The sequence below is a fragment of the Streptomyces sp. NPDC056347 genome (assembly GCF_042262625.1).
Classification (GTDB): Bacteria; Actinomycetota; Actinomycetes; order Streptomycetales; family Streptomycetaceae; genus Streptomyces.
Window position 1 is genome coordinate 23926 of record NZ_JBHJQP010000021.1, and the last position, 15261, is coordinate 39186.

The window sequence follows — 15261 nt, forward strand, 5'->3', positions numbered from 1 at the left end:
CTCTGTCCACAGGGCCCGACTCCGAGGGTGTGCTCGACAGGCCGGGCGCAGCGGGTGCCCGGCCGGCGCACCAAGGGAGCCACGGCCTGAGCCGGGCCGGCCGGGGCGGCGCCCGGGGACGGAGATCTCACCTCCCCCGGGCGCCGCCCGTTTTCGGTGGTGATGTCGGAGGTAGCAGAGATCGACAAGGGGGGTGGCCCACCGTGGGTGGTGGATCGGATGGCGTCCGCTCCCCCACCGCGATCACGATGCCACCCGCTCCCACCCGATGCCGTTGATCGAGTGGAGTCCGCTCCGTCCGGCCAGCGGGTGCGGTGGAGTCCACCGAGTGGAGTCCACTCCCGGTGCGGTGGTGCGCGACCACGGTGCGCTCGGTGCGCTTCGCCGGTGCGGAGGTGCGGTGTGGTGCGCGCACCACCGCGGTGCGGGTGCGGTCGGTGCGCGCACCGTTCGGGCGGTGGTGCGCGACCGGTGTGGTGGTGCGGTGCGCCACGCGTTCCTGGTGGTGCGCACCGGTCCGTACGGTGCGGCCCGGTGCGGTGTGCGGCCCCGTCACCAAGGGGAGCCCGGCCGGAGCCGGGTTCCTGTATCACACGACCCCTTGACCGCGATCTGCCCGGAGTCCGGAATGCGCGCTATACGGACCCCCGTTGTGCGGCAGGTCACATGCTGAGGGGCTGGTGGCGGGTGCCCGCGGCCTGCCGGTCGGGTGCGCCGGAGTGGAGTCCACCCGATGTCCCGGTGGAGCCCACTCCCGCCCGGTGCGCTTCATGGTGGACTCCACTCCCTCGGGTGGAGCCTCGCGGTGGGCTCCACTCTCCGGGGGTCCCATCGCCCACCGGGTGGGCGGTGGGGTCCGCCGTGTCCACTCACCAGAAGTAGCGGCGGCGCGGGCGCGCGGTGGCTTCGATCTGCGTCCCGCCGGGCGGTCACGGCCGGGGACCGGGGCCTTGGCCGTGACCGGGCTGCCGGTTCTGCTGCTCATGCTCCTGGCGGCGGCCGTCGGCGGCGGGGGCCTCGGGCCCGGCCGGGGGCTTCCTGTCCTCGTAGGCGCGGCGGCGGGCATCGGCGGCGCGGGTGAAGGCGGCGAGCCGCTCCAGGTTCTTCGGCGTGCGCAGCCACGTCCCCGCGTCGGTCGTGCGGCCCCCGAGGTACTCCTCGGGCATCGCGGCCTGCTGGTGGCCGTGGATGGCGGCGGCCCGCTGCGCCGGGGTGGGGGTGGCGTCCCGGCCGGGGTGGTCGACGGCGTGCGGCGGGGCTGACGCCGGATCGTGGTGCTGCTCGCCGGTGTGCGCGGCGGCCGACGTCGCGGCCGGGGCGTCGGCCTGCCCGGCGGCCGTGGTGCGGGCGGCGCGGATCGCGTTGCGTACGGCGAGGCTGGCGACCCGGGCCCGCTCGTAGCGGGACGACTCCCGGGGCGGCTTGCCGCCGGCGCCCGCGATGAACCAGGGGTCGGGCTCGGGGAAGTCGGCGGTGTAGAAGATCTGGTCGGCGGCCGGGGCCCGGCGGCCGGGCTGGGGATCGGTGGTCTGGCGGCCGTGGTCGGACAGGGCGCGGCTGGCGATGTAGTCGTCCAGGCCGCGCGTGACCTCGCGGCCGCGCAGGGTCTCCAGCAGGTGTCGGCGCGCTTCGGCCAGGACGTGGCGGCGGGCGAACCTGCCGCGCACGGTGAAGACCACCGCGGCGACGTCGACGGCGGCGAGGACGACATCGACGTGCGGGTCGACCCGGGCCCGGATCGCCGCACCCGCCGCGCGGCAGCGCTGGAGGAGCCCGTCGACCATCTGCTGGCCGAACTTCAGGAGCGCGGACGCCTTCCACCACACGAGCAGCTGCTCCAGCGGGCGCGGGGTCTTCTTCTCACGGCGGGTGTCCTGCGCCGCCCACCACCCCAGGCCCTCCCGGGCCTTCTCGCCGGGCAGCCGCCCGTGCTTCTGCGCGTACTTGTAGGTGAGGCCCTCCAGGACGTCCTCGATCTGCTGGCGGCGGGTGGCCGACCAGTCGATGAGCTCGGAGTCGACACCGGCTATCTCCATCACCGGGCGCAGGCCCGGGGTCACCTCCCGGGGCACGGTCGCCAGCCCGAGCTCCTCGCACACCTCGGTCGTGATGGCGAGGGTGTAGAGCGTCCCGGCGGCCACCACGTGCCGGTAGAGACGGTAGGTGTCCAGCGCGCCCCACACCGGATCACCGTCAGCGTCCAGGCGCTGCACGCGGTTGAGGATCAGGCAGTGCTCGTGCAGGAGCGGGAAGCCATCTCGATTCTCGAAGTGCCTCCAGGCCGCGACCACGAGGGCCGGTGTCTTCGCGCGGCCATGGCCGGAGGACCATCGGGTCTCGGCGACTTCGTCCTCGAGCCAGCGCAGCGCCCTGTCGATGGCCCGCTCGTGCGCCCGCTCGATGACCCGGCGCGTGTGGGCGTCTCCCAGCGCCCACAGCACGTGCAAGGACGCCTGCGGACGGAAGGTGAAGTCCAGAGCGATGAGCGGGGTCTGCTTGCGGGCCTCGATCTCCTCGATCGGCTGCCCGAGCACGGTCGCCCGCCGCGCGGTGGCCGCGTCGGCGCCGTCGTCCAGGAGGTGCTGCTCGATCCGGTCGGCGTCCGGGTGCCGGCCCTGCCCGAAGACGAGCTCCATCTGCCGCTCGGACACCTCCGCGCCCGCGGTGAGCCCGAGCGCGGCCAGGCCGCGGCCCAACCACCGCCCCGGTGGGAGGCCGGCTGCCTCCTGGGCGTCCTTGAGGGGCTGGCCGACCGGGCGGCGGCCGTCCCCGAAGGCGACTCCGCGCACGTAGTAACGCCAGGCGTTACGCCTCTGGACCTTCGCGACACTCAGCATCCCCACAGGGGACACCGGCTCTGACCTGCGGAAAAGAGCGATCCTGTGAGGCGGGACAGTTCACCGGAACTTCACGGCCGATCCCGTACCGCGGGCGTTTCCGGAGGCACCGCGCCCGCCCGGCGGACGCCACCCGGGCCATGCAAATGCTGCGCGACCGCCAGTCCCACACGCCTCACACACCCCGAAAACGCCAAGTAACCGACTCCAGCGGTATCCAGCGCACCTTCACGTACCGCTCCCCCGAGCGTCGGCCAAGAGCACCGCCGCCTGCACCACGTCACCCCGTCTCTCGCCCCCGGCAACGCCGGGGGCTTCTTGCTGCCTGGAGGACCGACGTGCCCACCTACGAGACCCTGCCCCGCTTCACCACCGACCTGGACCGCCTCACCCCAGAACAGCGCCGCCGCTTCCGCCAGACCGTGACGGCCTTCATCGAGGATCTGCGCGCCGGGGGACGCTTCCGCGCTGGCCTCCGCGTCAAGCGCGTCCAACGAGCGACCGGTGTCTACGAGCTCACCTGGTCCATGGGCACCGGCCCCGCAGGACGTGCCACCTGGCAGTACGGGACTGCCCTGTCTTCCGGCACACCGCACGTGATCTGGCGCCGGATCGGCACCCACTCCATCCTCACCAGCCCGTGACGCCGTCCCCACCGGGAACGGTCAGCCGCTGGTGGGCTCGGCGCCCGTGCCGAAGGGCGGGACGTCCGTGACCGCGGCATCCAGCCGGAGCCGGGCGAAGCGCACCGGGTGTCTCCACGCTCCGCGCTCCTGCGCCGTGTCCGCCGTGATCTCGGCGACCAGCACCGGGTCAACGAGTACGACGTCGAGCGGTGTCCGTAACCCCCAGGAGGTCGTGAACGTCGCGCCCTCCCACGGGTGACCGGGCCCTGCCGGTGTCAGCCGCTCGGCCAGGTCCCGCGCCGCGTCCGGCCGCAGCGGCGTGCTGCGGGCGACCGGCCGGAGCACGCCTTCCGCGTCGAGGCGGCCCAGCACGAGCGTCTGCGGCCCCCGTACGGTGCCGGTGACCGCGCCGATCACGGCTTCGGTGGTGTCACGGCGGCGCACCTTGTAGAGCGCGCGGGCTCCGGGCAGGTACCGCTGGCCGCTCCCCCGGATCACCAGCCCCTCGATACCGGGGACCTGTGTCCAGGACGTCAGCCATTCCTGGGCCGTCGCCACGTCGGTCGTCTCCGGGCACAGCGTCCATGGGGCACTCAGCCCGCGGTCGGTGAACAGCTGCTCCAGCCGGGTACGCCGCTCACCGTAGGGGACGTGCAGCAGCATCTGGCCGTCGGCCTGGAGGAGGTCGAATGCGATGAAGTGCGCCGGGGCCTCCTGGGCGAGTCGGGCAGCGGTCCGGCCGCTGGAGGCCGCTCGGCGCTGGAGCGCCTCGAACGACATCCGGCCCTCCGCCCAGACGACCAGCTCACCGTCGAGGACCAGACCGTCGGGCAGGGCCGCGGCCGCGTCCACGAGTTCGGGAAAGCGGTCCTGCAGAAAACTGCCACGGCGGGACTGCAGCAGCACCGGACCAGGTGCCGGCCACGGAGTGAAGACGAGCGCCCGGTAGCCGTCGAACTTCGGCTGAAGTCGTAACTCGCCGGGCAGCGCGCCTGGCCCGGGCACCGTGTCCCGGGCCTGCGCCAACATCGGCTCCACCGGCGGACGAAGGACCGGCACGCGCACCATCCTCATCGCCCCGTGACCGGGCCGGGCTCCGAGGGCGGCGGCGCAGCGCTGTAGTCGTGGGGGTCTCCCCCGCGCCACTCCACCCACCGCGGGTCGTCGAGGACACGCTCGGGGTCATCGACGCCGGCGCCTTCGAGGAGCACGACCAGGTCGTGGTCGGAGAAAGCGGTACCGAGGGGCTCCTCCCGGCCGCTGCTGTGCACGGTGACCCGTCGGCCGCCCGAGCTGGTGGGCCGGTGGACGACGATCGGCGCGCTGCTCACGCTCCCAGCCTGCCCCGGGACGGGTGGAGCGGCGAGTCGGTACCGGCCGGTCGGGTCTCTGACGGGGCGCCGGGGTGGTACCACCCCGGCAGTAGCGTGGCCTTGGGCGGACCCGATCGGAAGAAGGGGGGCGGTTGTACCGGGAGCACGCGACGTGGCGGGCGGCTGGTGGACCACCCACCGCTGGGGTACACGACCTCGCCGCCCGCCACGGCGCCCCGCCCTCCTACCCGCGCCCCGACCTGGAGCCGGTCCCGCGCGACACCTACGGGGTGACGATCTGGCACGAACAAGTCATCGACCTGCTCGCGGTCATGACCGGCTGCGACCACGCCCTGCCCGAGGTCGCCCGCCGCGCGCTCGGCGACGAGAAGCAGCTCCCGAAGATCGGGGCCTGGTTCCAGTCGAGTGCCTCCCGGAGGGCGGCGTCGGCGCCGAGCGCCCTGCCCGTGGTCGCCGAGGCCTGCTCACCGGCCTCGTAAGTGATCATGCTGGCCACCTCGTGGGAGCGGATCAGGTATTTGAGTAGGGAGGCCGCCGCACGGTTCTCGGCCGGGTAGCGCCGCTCCTGCTCACCGGGCTCGAGGCCGGGGCAGAGCCCATGACCTCCAGTGCCTGGCTGAAGACCACCAGCGACTTATTACGCCGTAATAGGGGGCGGTCGCGCTGGAAAGGCTCGCGAAGCTCGACAGCCAACGTCCCCTGGATTACGGCGTAATACTGCGGCGCGCGAGGCTGACTCGTCCAATGAAGCCAAGAGCTAACGTGTCGATGCTTTCGTTGATCTTGAGCGTTAGTAAGGTGTCCTTCATGATTTCGTCTTTCCCTGGCGACCGCGAGAAGGTCGTCTCCAAACTGCCTGCCGCGTTGCAGCAAGACCTGAAGGTCCGGGCAGCTCAACACGGCACTGACATCCAGCACGCCGTCGAAGCTGGCATCGAGGCATGGCGTCGACTCGGCTCCAACCTCGAGCCCATCGACACTGCCGGCGCCAAATCGTTCGCGACGTTCCTTCCGCCGGGACACTGGGACACCTTCCGTGATGACTGTGTGGCCCGCGGCGTCTCACTCATCCAAGGCTTGGCCCAGTCCGTGCAGATGTGGCTGGAGACGAACCCGGCTCCCACAGTGACCCGGCCAGCACATGCCAGGCGGATCATCGTCGCCAACCAGAAAGGGGGAGTCGGGAAGACCGCCATCACCGCAGGGATCGGTGAAGCCCTCGCTGAAGACCCCAACCGGCTTCACCCCGTTCGGATCTCCAAGCACTTCGCTGCCGCGCTCCCTGAGGTAGAGCCCGACTCCCCGCTCGACTACGAGGACCTGCCCGGCCTCGGCCAACGTGTCCTCTTGGTCGACTTCGACCCACAAGGTCACCTCACCAAACAGCTCGGCCACAAACCGCTGCCGATCGAGGGTGACAGCCTCACCAAGCACATGGCTGGCGAAGCCAAGGGGCAGCTCCACGACCTCATCGTGCCGATCAACGACCCCCGGTTCGGAGACCGTCTCCACCTTTTGCCCGCATGCACCGACGCCTTCCTCCTGGACGTGAAGTTGTCCGGTGTCCGGGCCCGCGAAGCGGCACTCGAGAGGGCGCTGTCAGCGGTTGAAGGTGAGTACGACGCGGTCATCATCGACTGCCCACCCAGTCTCGGCCTCACCATGGACGCTGCCGCGTACTACGGTCGCCGTCGCGAAGGAGAAGCCCCAGGAAATTCCGGTGTCCTCGTCATCGTCCAGGCCGAGGACAGCTCCGCCGACGCGTACGGGCTCCTCACCTCGCAGATCGAAGACCTTCGCGCCGACATGCGGCTTGATCTCAACTACCTCGGCCTCGTCGTGAACCAGTACGACTCACGGCGCGGCTACATCGCCACCTCGTCCCTCCAATCATGGATGGACATAAAGGACCCTCGCGTGGTCGGTGTCATCGGAGACCTCAAAGAACAGAAGGAAGCGGTGCGTGTGAAGCAGCCCCTGCTCGCCTACTCGCCCCGCTGTGACCAGTCCGTCGGCATGCGGGCCTTGGCCCGGGAGATCTCATGAGCAAGGCAAGCAAACTCGGAGCCGGCGCTTCGTTTGGCCAAGCACAAGGAATCAGCGCTCGCCGCGCCGCGATTGACGCAAGCACCAGTGCCCCGACAGAGGGCGCGCCGCCCCCCGTCAAACTTCCTGTCAGTGCCATCAGCCTCAACCCTGACAACCCGCGATCCGAACTTGGCGATCTGACCGACCTTGGTGCCAGCCTTCGGGATCACGGCCAGAAGACCGCGATCAGCATCATGGGACGGTATGCCTATCTAGAGGGCAACCCCGGGCGTGAGGGCGACCTCGAGCCTGGCACCCGGTACGTCGTCATCGACGGCAACTCCCGCCTTGCCGCAGCACGAGATGCAGGGCTCGCCGAGATCAGAGTGATGCTCGACGACGACCTCGGCGGCAACCCCGACGAGATACTGGAATCCGCTCTTGTAGCGAACATTCACCGCCAGGACCTCGACCACCTTGACGAAGCCAAAGCCCTCGAGCAGCTCCTGAAAGTCCACGGCACGCAGGAAGCCCTCGCTGCCCGACTCCATCGTTCCCAAGGCTGGGTGTCCCAGCGCCTCGCGCTGTTGACCCTGACACCCGACCTGAAGCAGAGGCTGCAGTCTGGGCAGGAGTCCGCAGCGCTGCTTCGCCAGGTCGGGAAGAAGAACGCCGATGAGCAGGAGGCTCACCTGCAACGCCTGAAGGAGCAGCAGGCGCTGGAAGCAGCCGAGAAGCGGGCGAGGGCCGCGCGGAGGAAGGCTAGTAGCAGTAAGCAGACGGCTCCCAAAGTTGGCAGAGCAGAAACCCTGAAGCCCTCGCCCGAGACGCTCTCTGACAATGACCACCCGGAGCGGCCGGGCCAGCAACTGCCGGACCAGCCGGGCGGCGCCGGGTCTGCAAACACCTTCTCCAACGGTGGCGAAGACAATCAGCAGGCCCTGGCTAAGCCCGGGCCTTCCGCACCGGGTACAGGGCAGCCTGGGATCGGGGCTCCGCACCCGGTAGCCACGGGTATCAAGTTTCCCTACGACAACGCCGTCCAGGCTGCCGAGTTCCTCAACGCCCGCATGGACGATGCCCAGTTCTTGATCCTCGTGGATACGCTGGCCAAGATGGCTGAGCATCGCCGCAGCTCAGTCCAGTCCGCTGCTCAGTAGCGGCATCGGAGAACGTCTGCACGAAGTCGGCAGTCAATCGATCGCCCCAGAAGCACGAGATGAGGCTGCCCCGTTGCCCGGACCGCGGGCAAACGGGGCGGCCTCATCTCGTGTACTCAGGCACTCGCCCCGTGACGGCGCCGTCCACGCTCATCGGGACTCTCGGGATCGACCGCGCCGTTGCGTGGTGATCCACTCGCTCTGGCCGAACGAAACGGAGGGTTCTTCCGATTCTTCGTCAGGAACGATCCTAAGGATCGACCCGATTTACGAGCGGGCGGCAAGCGCGCTCTGCGCTGTGACGAATGACCGACACGTGGCCTCTCCGAGGCGTAGGTGGCCCCACAACCCCACGCGATCGGCTCGCCCGCACGGATCGCTCCTATTTGGTGGTCGGGGGAGGGGTCGGTGCGGGAAGCTGCAGCGTGATCGAGCGAGAGGCTGCCGTTCGGGCTGTCGAGAACCAGCTGGAGCGCGACTATGAGCAGTGGCGGGCTGCGGGCGTGGACGCGATGCGGATGGCAGTGGTCGATGTCGAGGAGCACGAGCTGGTGTGGATCGTTTCCTGGACCTCCGAGGAGTTCGTACGCACCCGGAACCCGGAGTTCATGCTGGCCGGCAACGGGCCCTACCTGGTCGACCGTGTCGACGGGGGACTGCACCAGGTCGGTGTCGTCTCCGCGGTGACTGGGGAGTGGGAGGCCGACTATCGAGCCCGAATACGAGGGCTACCGGTGCGGACCGCCGTAAACGATCTGCACGATGCGCTGTGCGAAGTCGCCGCTGCACGCGGACGCATGCATGCCGTGCGGGCGCTGCGCCAGAGGCTGCCGATGCTCTCGCCTGCGGAGGCCATCGAGTATGTGAGCGCACTACTGGACGGTGATGCGCCCGCGCGGCTCGTGGCCGTCGCCACCAAAGAGCTCGTGGAGCCTCTCAACCCGGTACTCGCGGTGGAGACGATTCTGAGCGGGGCGGAGAGGCGAGCGGGTCGGAGACCCGAGGGGTGATGGGCTGTTTCCGGGCCCGTCCGACGGTTCAGTTCCCGGGGTAGTAAGGGGAGGGAGGCGGGGAGGTACGGGGAGCGGATACTCAGCTGCCATCCATGCGCGAGCGACGCATGAGCGGCCAGGGCGATGGTCCTGACCGGGAGCAGTGTGCGGGCGCCGGGTCGGTGCCGGCGCTGGCGCGGTGCTCAAGCAGCCGATCGGCCATGGCCTCCTCGAATTGGGTCTGGTCGTCGTCGAGCAGTACGCGCAGCAGACGCTGGTCCGGGTCCAGGTTCACGGAGTCGAGCCGGTAGGGCGCCTCAGGTCGCTGTCGTGCCCTGTCGGGGACCCGAACCAGGCCACTGCCACCGCGCCTGATACGGCGAGCGCGAAGCCGGTGATCGCCGCCCAGGCGAAGCCGGGACGGGAGGCATCGCCGAGCCACAGCACGCCGATGATGCCCGGCAGGACGGTCTCGCCGACGACCAGCGCGGCGGTGGCGCCGTTGACCGAGCCGACCTGCAGGGCGACCGTGTGCAGGTACATGCCGCCGATGCCTCCCACCAGGATCGCGTAGAGCGCCGGGTCGCAGAGCAGTGCTGCCGGATCGAAGGGGTCGATGCCGTTCAGCACGCGGACTCCGACGCCGAGGGCGCCGAAGCCGAGTCCGGACAGCAGGCCGGCCAGGATCGCGGCGCGCGCGCCCAGTAGGCGTACGGCCACGGTGCCGCCCACGATCAGGAGCAGCGAGATCCCCAGCAGCCACCAGTGCGTGGAGATCGGGGTGTCGCCGGTGCCTTCCGGGCCCGCCGCAGTCGCGAGAAGCACCAGCGCGGAGCAGACCACAGCGATCGAGGTCCACTCGGCTCGGTTGAGGCGGATGTCGAGGAGCTTGATGCTCAGCACCGCCGTGATCACCAGGTTGGCGCTGATCACGGTCTGCGACAGGAACAGCGGCAGGAGGCGGGCTGCCAGTACGCCGAGCCCGAAGCCGATGAAGTCCAGGATGGTTCCGACGATGAACTCCCAGGTCATTGCCGCCTTCGCGGTGGACGACAGGCTCGGGCCACCGTGCTGGGTCACGCTGCCTGCGGCGGCCTCCCGGCGGGCCGACTTCCGTGATCCGACGGCCTGCAGGACGGAGCCCGTGCCGTAGCAGATTGATGCTGCCACGGCGGTGAGCAGTCCTATGAGCACCGAAAGCTCCGTTCATGTATGGGTCGGTGGGGTTCGGTCCCTTTCCCACTGGCAGACGTGGGTTTCGGAGCGGAAGTTGCTTCCGGCGAGTCAGCGTCATGGAGTGTCCCCTTTCCGTGGTGGCAGGGCAGCCGGGGCGGGCAGGGCCCCGGCGGCCAGGAGCAGGGTGCGGCCTCTACGCGGACCTCGACATCGTGCCAGGGGTCGGGGGCGGGGCGGGTGAGCAGGTACGCGGCCAGGAGCAGGGCGTCGTTCTCGCGGGGGTGGGCGGCGGTGCGGGCGGCGATGCCGCCGGCGCGGGGGTGGGCCGGGGTGTGGGCGGCGCTGTGGCGGGTCGGCGGCAGCCACACCTCGCCGTCGAGGGCGATGTCGACGAAGTCGCCGGCGGCGGCGGCGAGCGCGCCGGGCGGCAGGCCGGCGTCCAGCGCTGCGGTCCACCACCGTGCGGCCGCTGCCACCGCGGTACGGGCGGCCCGCTCCGGCGGGGCATCGGCGGGGCCCGGACGGCGCGGGGCGAGCGCGGCCAGCGCGGCCAGGAGGCGGGCGGCCGCGCCGTCGGGGCCGGTGAGCAGGGCGCGGGCGAGATGCCGGTCGGCGCCGGGCAGGTGCCCGCGCACAGCGTCGAGAAGCCGGCCGGGGCCAAGGGCGGTCAGCAGCGAGTCATACCCTCCCCAGCGCAGCCACGCGGCGGCCAGTGACGGCCGGCCGGGGGCGAAGGCCGTACAGCCCGGGGCGGGCGGCGGTGAACTCCCGGGCGTGGTGGTGCAAGAGCGACAGGTGCACGCCGCGCGCGGTGGCGACCACCTCGTCGCCGCCCGCGCGGGCCCGGGCGGCGGCGTACCCGAGCAGGCAGTGCGCGCACCGCCGGGTCGGAGCCCGGCAGGCCCGGCACCGTCCCGTACTCGGCGCCCGCGGCACCGGTCGTACCGACGGCCGCAGGCGGGGTGATGTTTGGGCCGGGCGGGAGCGGCGGGACAGCGGGGCGGGCGAGCGCGACGGCCGAGTGCTGGCCCGGCATCTGAAGGACCACCCTGGCCTGAACGCGGAAGACCTTCCCGATCACCTCTCGTCCGTCAGGGAGTCGGCCGGCCAGCAGCGCCAAGAGCAGCAACGCCTGATCGAGGTGGGACGCCAGGCGCTCCGGCAAGACGCCCCGGCGAGGTCGTTGTCCGCGGACAACATGTCACCCGCCTCCCGCGCCCCCTCCCAGGAGACAATGAGTTTATTGTCCGCGGACAACAACCCAGGAGACCCCGGGCTGGTCCGACGCCCCGGATCGCCCGCTTCTGCGGAAACGCAAAAAGGCCCGGCTCCCCCGCGATCACCTGCGGGGAAACCGGGCCTTCGGCTGTCAGGCCGCCCAGGTTGCGGGCGCGTCTGCGTCGGGGTTGGGGATGCCTGCGGCAGTCACCGGTGCGGCCGGGTGCCGCAGAGCGGTGATCGGGATGGCGCCTGGTTCGGTGTCGGGTGCCCAGACCATGCGCCAGGTGGCGTCCCACTCGCACCCGCAGCCGTGATCGGGGTGCGGGTGCCGTAAGAAGGTGCCGTGGGCGTGGACGGCGCGCGGGATGCGGGGGATGAGGACCGCCGGGTCGTCGCCCGGGTACAGGTGCAAGTTCCGCCAGCCGTGGACGCGGGCCATGTACGCGGCGGCGGCCTCGATGACGTCGGCCCACCGCTGGTGCCCGAGCACGAGGAACGCGACCGGGTAGAGGTGATCGTCGGTGGGGCCGTCGATCCCAGTGACGTAGAAGTCGCGGTGGGCGAGGAAGCCGTGCACCGCCGCGTCCTCGCCGGGCACCCAGAGCTGTTCGACGGGATGCATCGTGCCGTCGTCGCCCTCGCTGGTCTCGATCTCGTACAGGCCGGTGGTGGTCACGCGCTCACCTCCGCGACGGCGGCGTCTAGGAGCGCGACGGCATCAGCCTCGTAGGGGTCGGCGAACAGCCGGTGACCGCTCGCGCAGAACGGCCCGACCCTCGCGGAGACGCGGTGGCCGGGCACGAGGGTGATCTCGCGTCCGTCCAGCGCGGCGGCGATCCGGTCGTAGTCCTGCTGAGCGTGCCGGGTCTGGGTATACGGGCCCAGGCGCAGCAGGGTGTAGCTGTCGTGGTTGTCGTCGCGTTTGCGGGCCTCGATGTGGAGGGCGTAGTGCGCGGGGTCCATGCCGGTGTTTTCGGGCAGGGGCAGGTTCGCGGCGGCGTGGGTGAGTGTCGTGTAGCTGGGCTGCCAGAGGCCGAGGATCGCGGTCGTGTTGCAGTGGAGCCAGCCGTGTTCGGTGTAGCCGAGCTGGTGGCCGTGGAGGTAGGCGTGGGCGTGCGGGGTGTCGGGGTGGGTCAGGGCGATGGCGATCGTGTCGGGTCCGTGGTTGTCGCCGGGGCGGGTGTGGGCGCGCTCGATGAATGGGCCGACGTGCACGGCGATGTCCTGGGTGCTGCCGGGTGTCCAGGGCTCGGGGTTGCGCAGGGCGGTGAGCATCGTGCGGAGCTGGTCGATGATGGTCTGGTCCTCGATGACGAGTGCGTCGGGGCCAGTGCTGCGGCGGCGGAAGCGGCGGATCAGGTGCATCATCGGGTGCCCCCGGCCGCCACGGTGGTGTGCGGCTGAGGGGTGAAGGGGATGGCCCGGCAGGTGGCGGCGTGTGCGTTGGCTCCCTCGCGGAGGACGGACATGAGGGCGTAGCCCGGGGCCGAGGTGGTCCTGCATCCGCCGCAGTACCAGCGGTTGTGCGTGGAGTCGTCGCCGGGTCCGATGATGTCGACGTAGGCCGCGCCGATGGATACGTACCGGATCAGTACGAGATCGGTTTGGCCGGGCATGTCAGGGGTGGCGTTCACGGGATTCCTTCGGGGTCGTCCGGGCGGAGTAGGGCCCGGTGCTGGTGGGGTGTCAGGTCGAGGGCTTGACTGTGTCGTGTGCTGCGCGACGTCGAGTCCGTCGAGTTCTTCTGCGGGTGGTCAGGTGGTGGCCGGTCAGCGTTCTCGTGGACGTGCCTGGGGTCGGTGGAACATGACCGGTTCTAGGCGGCGAGGGGGTGGTGGGGGCGTGTGGCGAGTTCCAGGAGCAGGAGGTCGCGGTTGCGGCGCTGCTGGTCGGCCGTGACCGGCCGGGGCCGGGGGCCGTGCTGGTGCCAGAGGGGGTGGGCGGGGGGTTCGGGGTAGGCGAGGGCCTGGTCGGCGTTGGGCTGCGGGGCGCTGTTCATGACGGGGCCTCCGGGTCAGGCGTGGTCGTCGTCGTGGCGGCTCCGGGGCTGGATGTCGGAGGCGAACCGGCCGTCGCGGCGGGCTTCGGTGGGGTTCTCGGCGATCCAGGTTTCGGCACAGGTTTTGTGCGCGGGTTCTCCGGAGTGGGAGCGCAGGGGTGTGGGTGTGCCGCACAGGGTGCAGGGGTGTGTCTGGTAGCGGTCGAAGTGGCGGTTGTCGCGCCAGTCGAGGAGCTGGCCGGGGGCCGGGACGAGGCCTGGCCCCCAGTCGTCTCTGCGGGTCATGGACGCAGGCCGGGCACCTGCTGGAGGACCTGGTCGACGAGGTCCTGTGGCGGGCGCCATGGCCCGAGTTGTCCGTGCAGCCACGGGATGGGGAGCGCGAGTTCCTGGACGTCGGCGAGGACCAGGTGATGCATGTCGGGCTGGGCCCAGCGGGAGCAGAGGACGCTGCCTGCAGGGTCCTGGTGGCAGTCGGTGAGGCGGGCGACGCCGATCACGGCCCGGGTGTGCAGGGCGCGGCCGCGGATCGTGGTGGCGACCAGCGGGTCGCGCAGCGGGGCCCGCTCGGTGGCCTGCCCGGCGTGCAGCAGCAGCCAGCCGCGCCAGGACCAGGCGGTCGGGCGGTTCTCCACGTCCTTCCCCGCGAGGATGCAGGTCGTCCAGGGCTGACGGATCGTGATGCCCCGGATCCAGGTGCCCGGGGCGGCGGTGGTGTGGCTCATGCCGCCCGCCTCAGGGTGCTGGTGCCCGGTCGTCCGGCGCGGCGGCCGTTGATGGAGGGCGCCGCGGCGTGCGAGCGGTCGGCGAGGACCGGGCGGCCGGTGTGCTTGCCCGTGTACATGGCGGCGTCGGCGGCCCGCTGGAGCAGGGACAGGTCTGTCGTGCCGATGATGTCGGGGGAGGCGGCGCCGATGGAGGCGGCGACGTCGACCAGGGTGCCGTCGTCGATCTGGACGGGCTGGGCGAGCAGTTTGGTGAGCTGGGTGAGCCGGAGGTCGCGGCGGGCGGGGCTGATTCGGACCGTGGCTGCGAACTCGTCGCCTCCGAGGCGGCCGACCGCGCCGCGGCTTCCCGCCCAGGTGGTGAGCCGGGTCGCGGTGGCGGCCAGGACTCGGTCGCCGGCGGCGTGCCCGCCGCCGTCGTTGATCTGCTTGAAGTGGTCCAGGTCGACGAGGACGACCAGGGCGTGGTCGCCGTGCCGGTCGGTGATCTTCCGGGCCTGGGTGGTGTAGCTGTCGCGTCCAAGCAGTCCGGTGAGCGGATCGCGGCGGGCGGCGGCCAGCTCGCGATGGGCGGCGGCGAGCCTGCGGTGGGCGACGGCGATCCTGCGGTGAAGGCTGACGGTGTGGACGGCCCAGCCGGTCAGCGGCAACGCGAGGCTGGTGATGATCAGAGCGCGATTCGTCGGCGAAGGGGCGTGTAAGCGTGCGGCGGAGGCCATACTGGTCTCTCCCTCTCTCGTCTCGTACGGGATGGGGGCCCGAGGCAGACGTCGGTTACCAGGCCGTGAGCGTCTGCCTCGGGGCGTATCTACAGCTCGTAGGGGTTCTTGCGGGTCCAACTGCTCGGGTTGGACCAGGGGCTGGCCTTCGCCGCCGCCCAGTCCAGCTCCCAGCCGTCGCGTACTGCGCTTGCTCCCCAGCCGCCGTCCTGGCGGCCGGGGTTCGCGCGGCTGGCGTGGTGGGCGGAGAGCGCCTGGGCGTAGACCTGGTGGGCGCGGGCAAGGGCCTCGGTGCGTGAGGCGGCCTGGCCGGTGAAGACATGCACGCCGTGCAGCGCCCAGTCGGTGGTGTGTATCGGGACGTCTACCTCGTACGGCTCCAGCGGCATGACGGCCCATCTCCTTCCAGTGGTCGGCTTCGGTGGTCGTGGTGCGTGTGGCCGG

The 15261-nt window shown here is 71.1% G+C and carries 19 protein-coding genes; 5 read left to right on the forward strand and 14 right to left on the reverse strand.

Annotated features, from left to right (window positions below; translation table 11 throughout):
* Positions 1 to 929 precede the first annotated feature (929 nt).
* Positions 930 to 2837, reverse strand: coding sequence for a MobF family relaxase (gene mobF, locus ACFCV8_RS07965; protein WP_376684417.1), 1908 nt, complete (start codon positions 2835 to 2837; stop codon positions 930 to 932).
* Positions 2838 to 3175: 338 nt separating this feature from the next.
* On the opposite strand from mobF, the gene ACFCV8_RS07970 reads away from it, so the two are divergent.
* Positions 3176 to 3481, forward strand: a complete 306-nt coding sequence (locus ACFCV8_RS07970) for a hypothetical protein (protein ID WP_376684418.1) — start codon at positions 3176 to 3178, stop codon at positions 3479 to 3481.
* A 21-nt stretch (positions 3482 to 3502) separates the two neighbouring features.
* On the opposite strand, the gene ACFCV8_RS07975 is transcribed toward ACFCV8_RS07970, so the two are convergent.
* A complete protein-coding gene (locus tag ACFCV8_RS07975) occupies positions 3503 to 4522 on the reverse strand; it encodes an ATP-dependent DNA ligase (RefSeq protein ID WP_376684419.1) in 1020 nt (339 codons plus the stop codon).
* An 11-nt stretch (positions 4523 to 4533) separates the two neighbouring features.
* The gene (locus tag ACFCV8_RS07980) at positions 4534 to 4794 is read right to left on the reverse strand and encodes a hypothetical protein (protein WP_376684420.1); all 261 of its coding nucleotides are present in this window, start codon (positions 4792 to 4794) and stop codon (positions 4534 to 4536) included.
* A 134-nt stretch (positions 4795 to 4928) separates the two neighbouring features.
* Here ACFCV8_RS07980 and ACFCV8_RS07985 point away from each other — a divergent pair, with 134 nt between their 5' ends.
* The 4 genes from ACFCV8_RS07985 to ACFCV8_RS08000 all read left to right on the forward strand — a co-directional run bounded on the left by ACFCV8_RS07985 (position 4929) and on the right by ACFCV8_RS08000 (position 8995).
* Positions 4929 to 5276: a hypothetical protein gene (locus ACFCV8_RS07985; protein WP_376684421.1), complete on the forward strand. Its 348-nt coding sequence runs from the start codon at positions 4929 to 4931 to the stop codon at positions 5274 to 5276.
* Positions 5277 to 5604: 328 nt separating this feature from the next.
* A complete protein-coding gene (locus ACFCV8_RS07990; protein WP_376684422.1) occupies positions 5605 to 6843 on the forward strand; it encodes a ParA family protein in 1239 nt (412 codons plus the stop codon).
* Positions 6840 to 7985 carry a ParB/RepB/Spo0J family partition protein gene (locus ACFCV8_RS07995; protein ID WP_376684423.1) on the forward strand — a complete coding sequence of 382 codons (1146 nt, stop codon included), beginning with the start codon at positions 6840 to 6842 and terminating at the stop codon, positions 7983 to 7985. Before ACFCV8_RS07990 ends, ACFCV8_RS07995 begins: the two co-directional genes overlap by 4 nt.
* 425 nt (positions 7986 to 8410) lie before the next feature.
* Positions 8411 to 8995: a YrhB domain-containing protein gene (locus tag ACFCV8_RS08000; protein ID WP_376684424.1), complete on the forward strand. Its 585-nt coding sequence runs from the start codon at positions 8411 to 8413 to the stop codon at positions 8993 to 8995.
* Positions 8996 to 9077: 82 nt separating this feature from the next.
* Here the strand turns inward: ACFCV8_RS08000 and ACFCV8_RS08005 are convergent, their stop codons facing one another.
* From ACFCV8_RS08005 to ACFCV8_RS08055, 11 genes are all read right to left on the reverse strand, one after another.
* On the reverse strand, positions 9078 to 9272 hold the full coding sequence (locus ACFCV8_RS08005) for a hypothetical protein (RefSeq protein ID WP_376684425.1): 195 nt from the start codon (positions 9270 to 9272) through the stop codon (positions 9078 to 9080).
* On the reverse strand, positions 9269 to 10171 hold the full coding sequence (locus tag ACFCV8_RS08010) for a hypothetical protein (protein ID WP_376684426.1): 903 nt from the start codon (positions 10169 to 10171) through the stop codon (positions 9269 to 9271). The genes ACFCV8_RS08005 and ACFCV8_RS08010 overlap by 4 nt, the downstream gene beginning before the upstream one ends.
* On the reverse strand, positions 10162 to 10788 hold the full coding sequence (locus tag ACFCV8_RS08015) for a hypothetical protein (protein ID WP_376684427.1): 627 nt from the start codon (positions 10786 to 10788) through the stop codon (positions 10162 to 10164). The genes ACFCV8_RS08010 and ACFCV8_RS08015 overlap by 10 nt, the downstream gene beginning before the upstream one ends.
* 734 nt (positions 10789 to 11522) lie before the next feature.
* A complete protein-coding gene (locus ACFCV8_RS08020; RefSeq protein ID WP_376684428.1) occupies positions 11523 to 12050 on the reverse strand; it encodes a hypothetical protein in 528 nt (175 codons plus the stop codon).
* Positions 12047 to 12742 carry a hypothetical protein gene (locus ACFCV8_RS08025; RefSeq protein WP_376684429.1) on the reverse strand — a complete coding sequence of 232 codons (696 nt, stop codon included), beginning with the start codon at positions 12740 to 12742 and terminating at the stop codon, positions 12047 to 12049. The genes ACFCV8_RS08020 and ACFCV8_RS08025 overlap by 4 nt, the downstream gene beginning before the upstream one ends.
* Complete coding sequence (locus tag ACFCV8_RS08030; RefSeq protein ID WP_376684430.1) at positions 12739 to 13008, reverse strand: hypothetical protein; 270 nt, start codon at positions 13006 to 13008, stop codon at positions 12739 to 12741. The genes ACFCV8_RS08025 and ACFCV8_RS08030 overlap by 4 nt, the downstream gene beginning before the upstream one ends.
* A 182-nt stretch (positions 13009 to 13190) precedes the next feature.
* Entirely contained in the window at positions 13191 to 13373 is a 183-nt protein-coding gene (locus tag ACFCV8_RS08035; RefSeq protein ID WP_376684431.1) for a hypothetical protein, read from the reverse strand.
* 15 nt (positions 13374 to 13388) lie between these two features.
* The gene (locus ACFCV8_RS08040; RefSeq protein WP_376684432.1) at positions 13389 to 13658 is read right to left on the reverse strand and encodes a hypothetical protein; all 270 of its coding nucleotides are present in this window, start codon (positions 13656 to 13658) and stop codon (positions 13389 to 13391) included.
* The gene (locus tag ACFCV8_RS08045; RefSeq protein WP_376684433.1) at positions 13655 to 14098 is read right to left on the reverse strand and encodes a hypothetical protein; all 444 of its coding nucleotides are present in this window, start codon (positions 14096 to 14098) and stop codon (positions 13655 to 13657) included. The genes ACFCV8_RS08040 and ACFCV8_RS08045 overlap by 4 nt, the downstream gene beginning before the upstream one ends.
* A complete protein-coding gene (locus ACFCV8_RS08050; RefSeq protein ID WP_376684434.1) occupies positions 14095 to 14817 on the reverse strand; it encodes a GGDEF domain-containing protein in 723 nt (240 codons plus the stop codon). Before ACFCV8_RS08050 ends, ACFCV8_RS08045 begins: the two co-directional genes overlap by 4 nt.
* A gap of 89 nt (positions 14818 to 14906) precedes the next feature.
* The gene (locus tag ACFCV8_RS08055; protein WP_376684435.1) at positions 14907 to 15206 is read right to left on the reverse strand and encodes a hypothetical protein; all 300 of its coding nucleotides are present in this window, start codon (positions 15204 to 15206) and stop codon (positions 14907 to 14909) included.
* Positions 15207 to 15261: the final 55 nt, after the last annotated feature.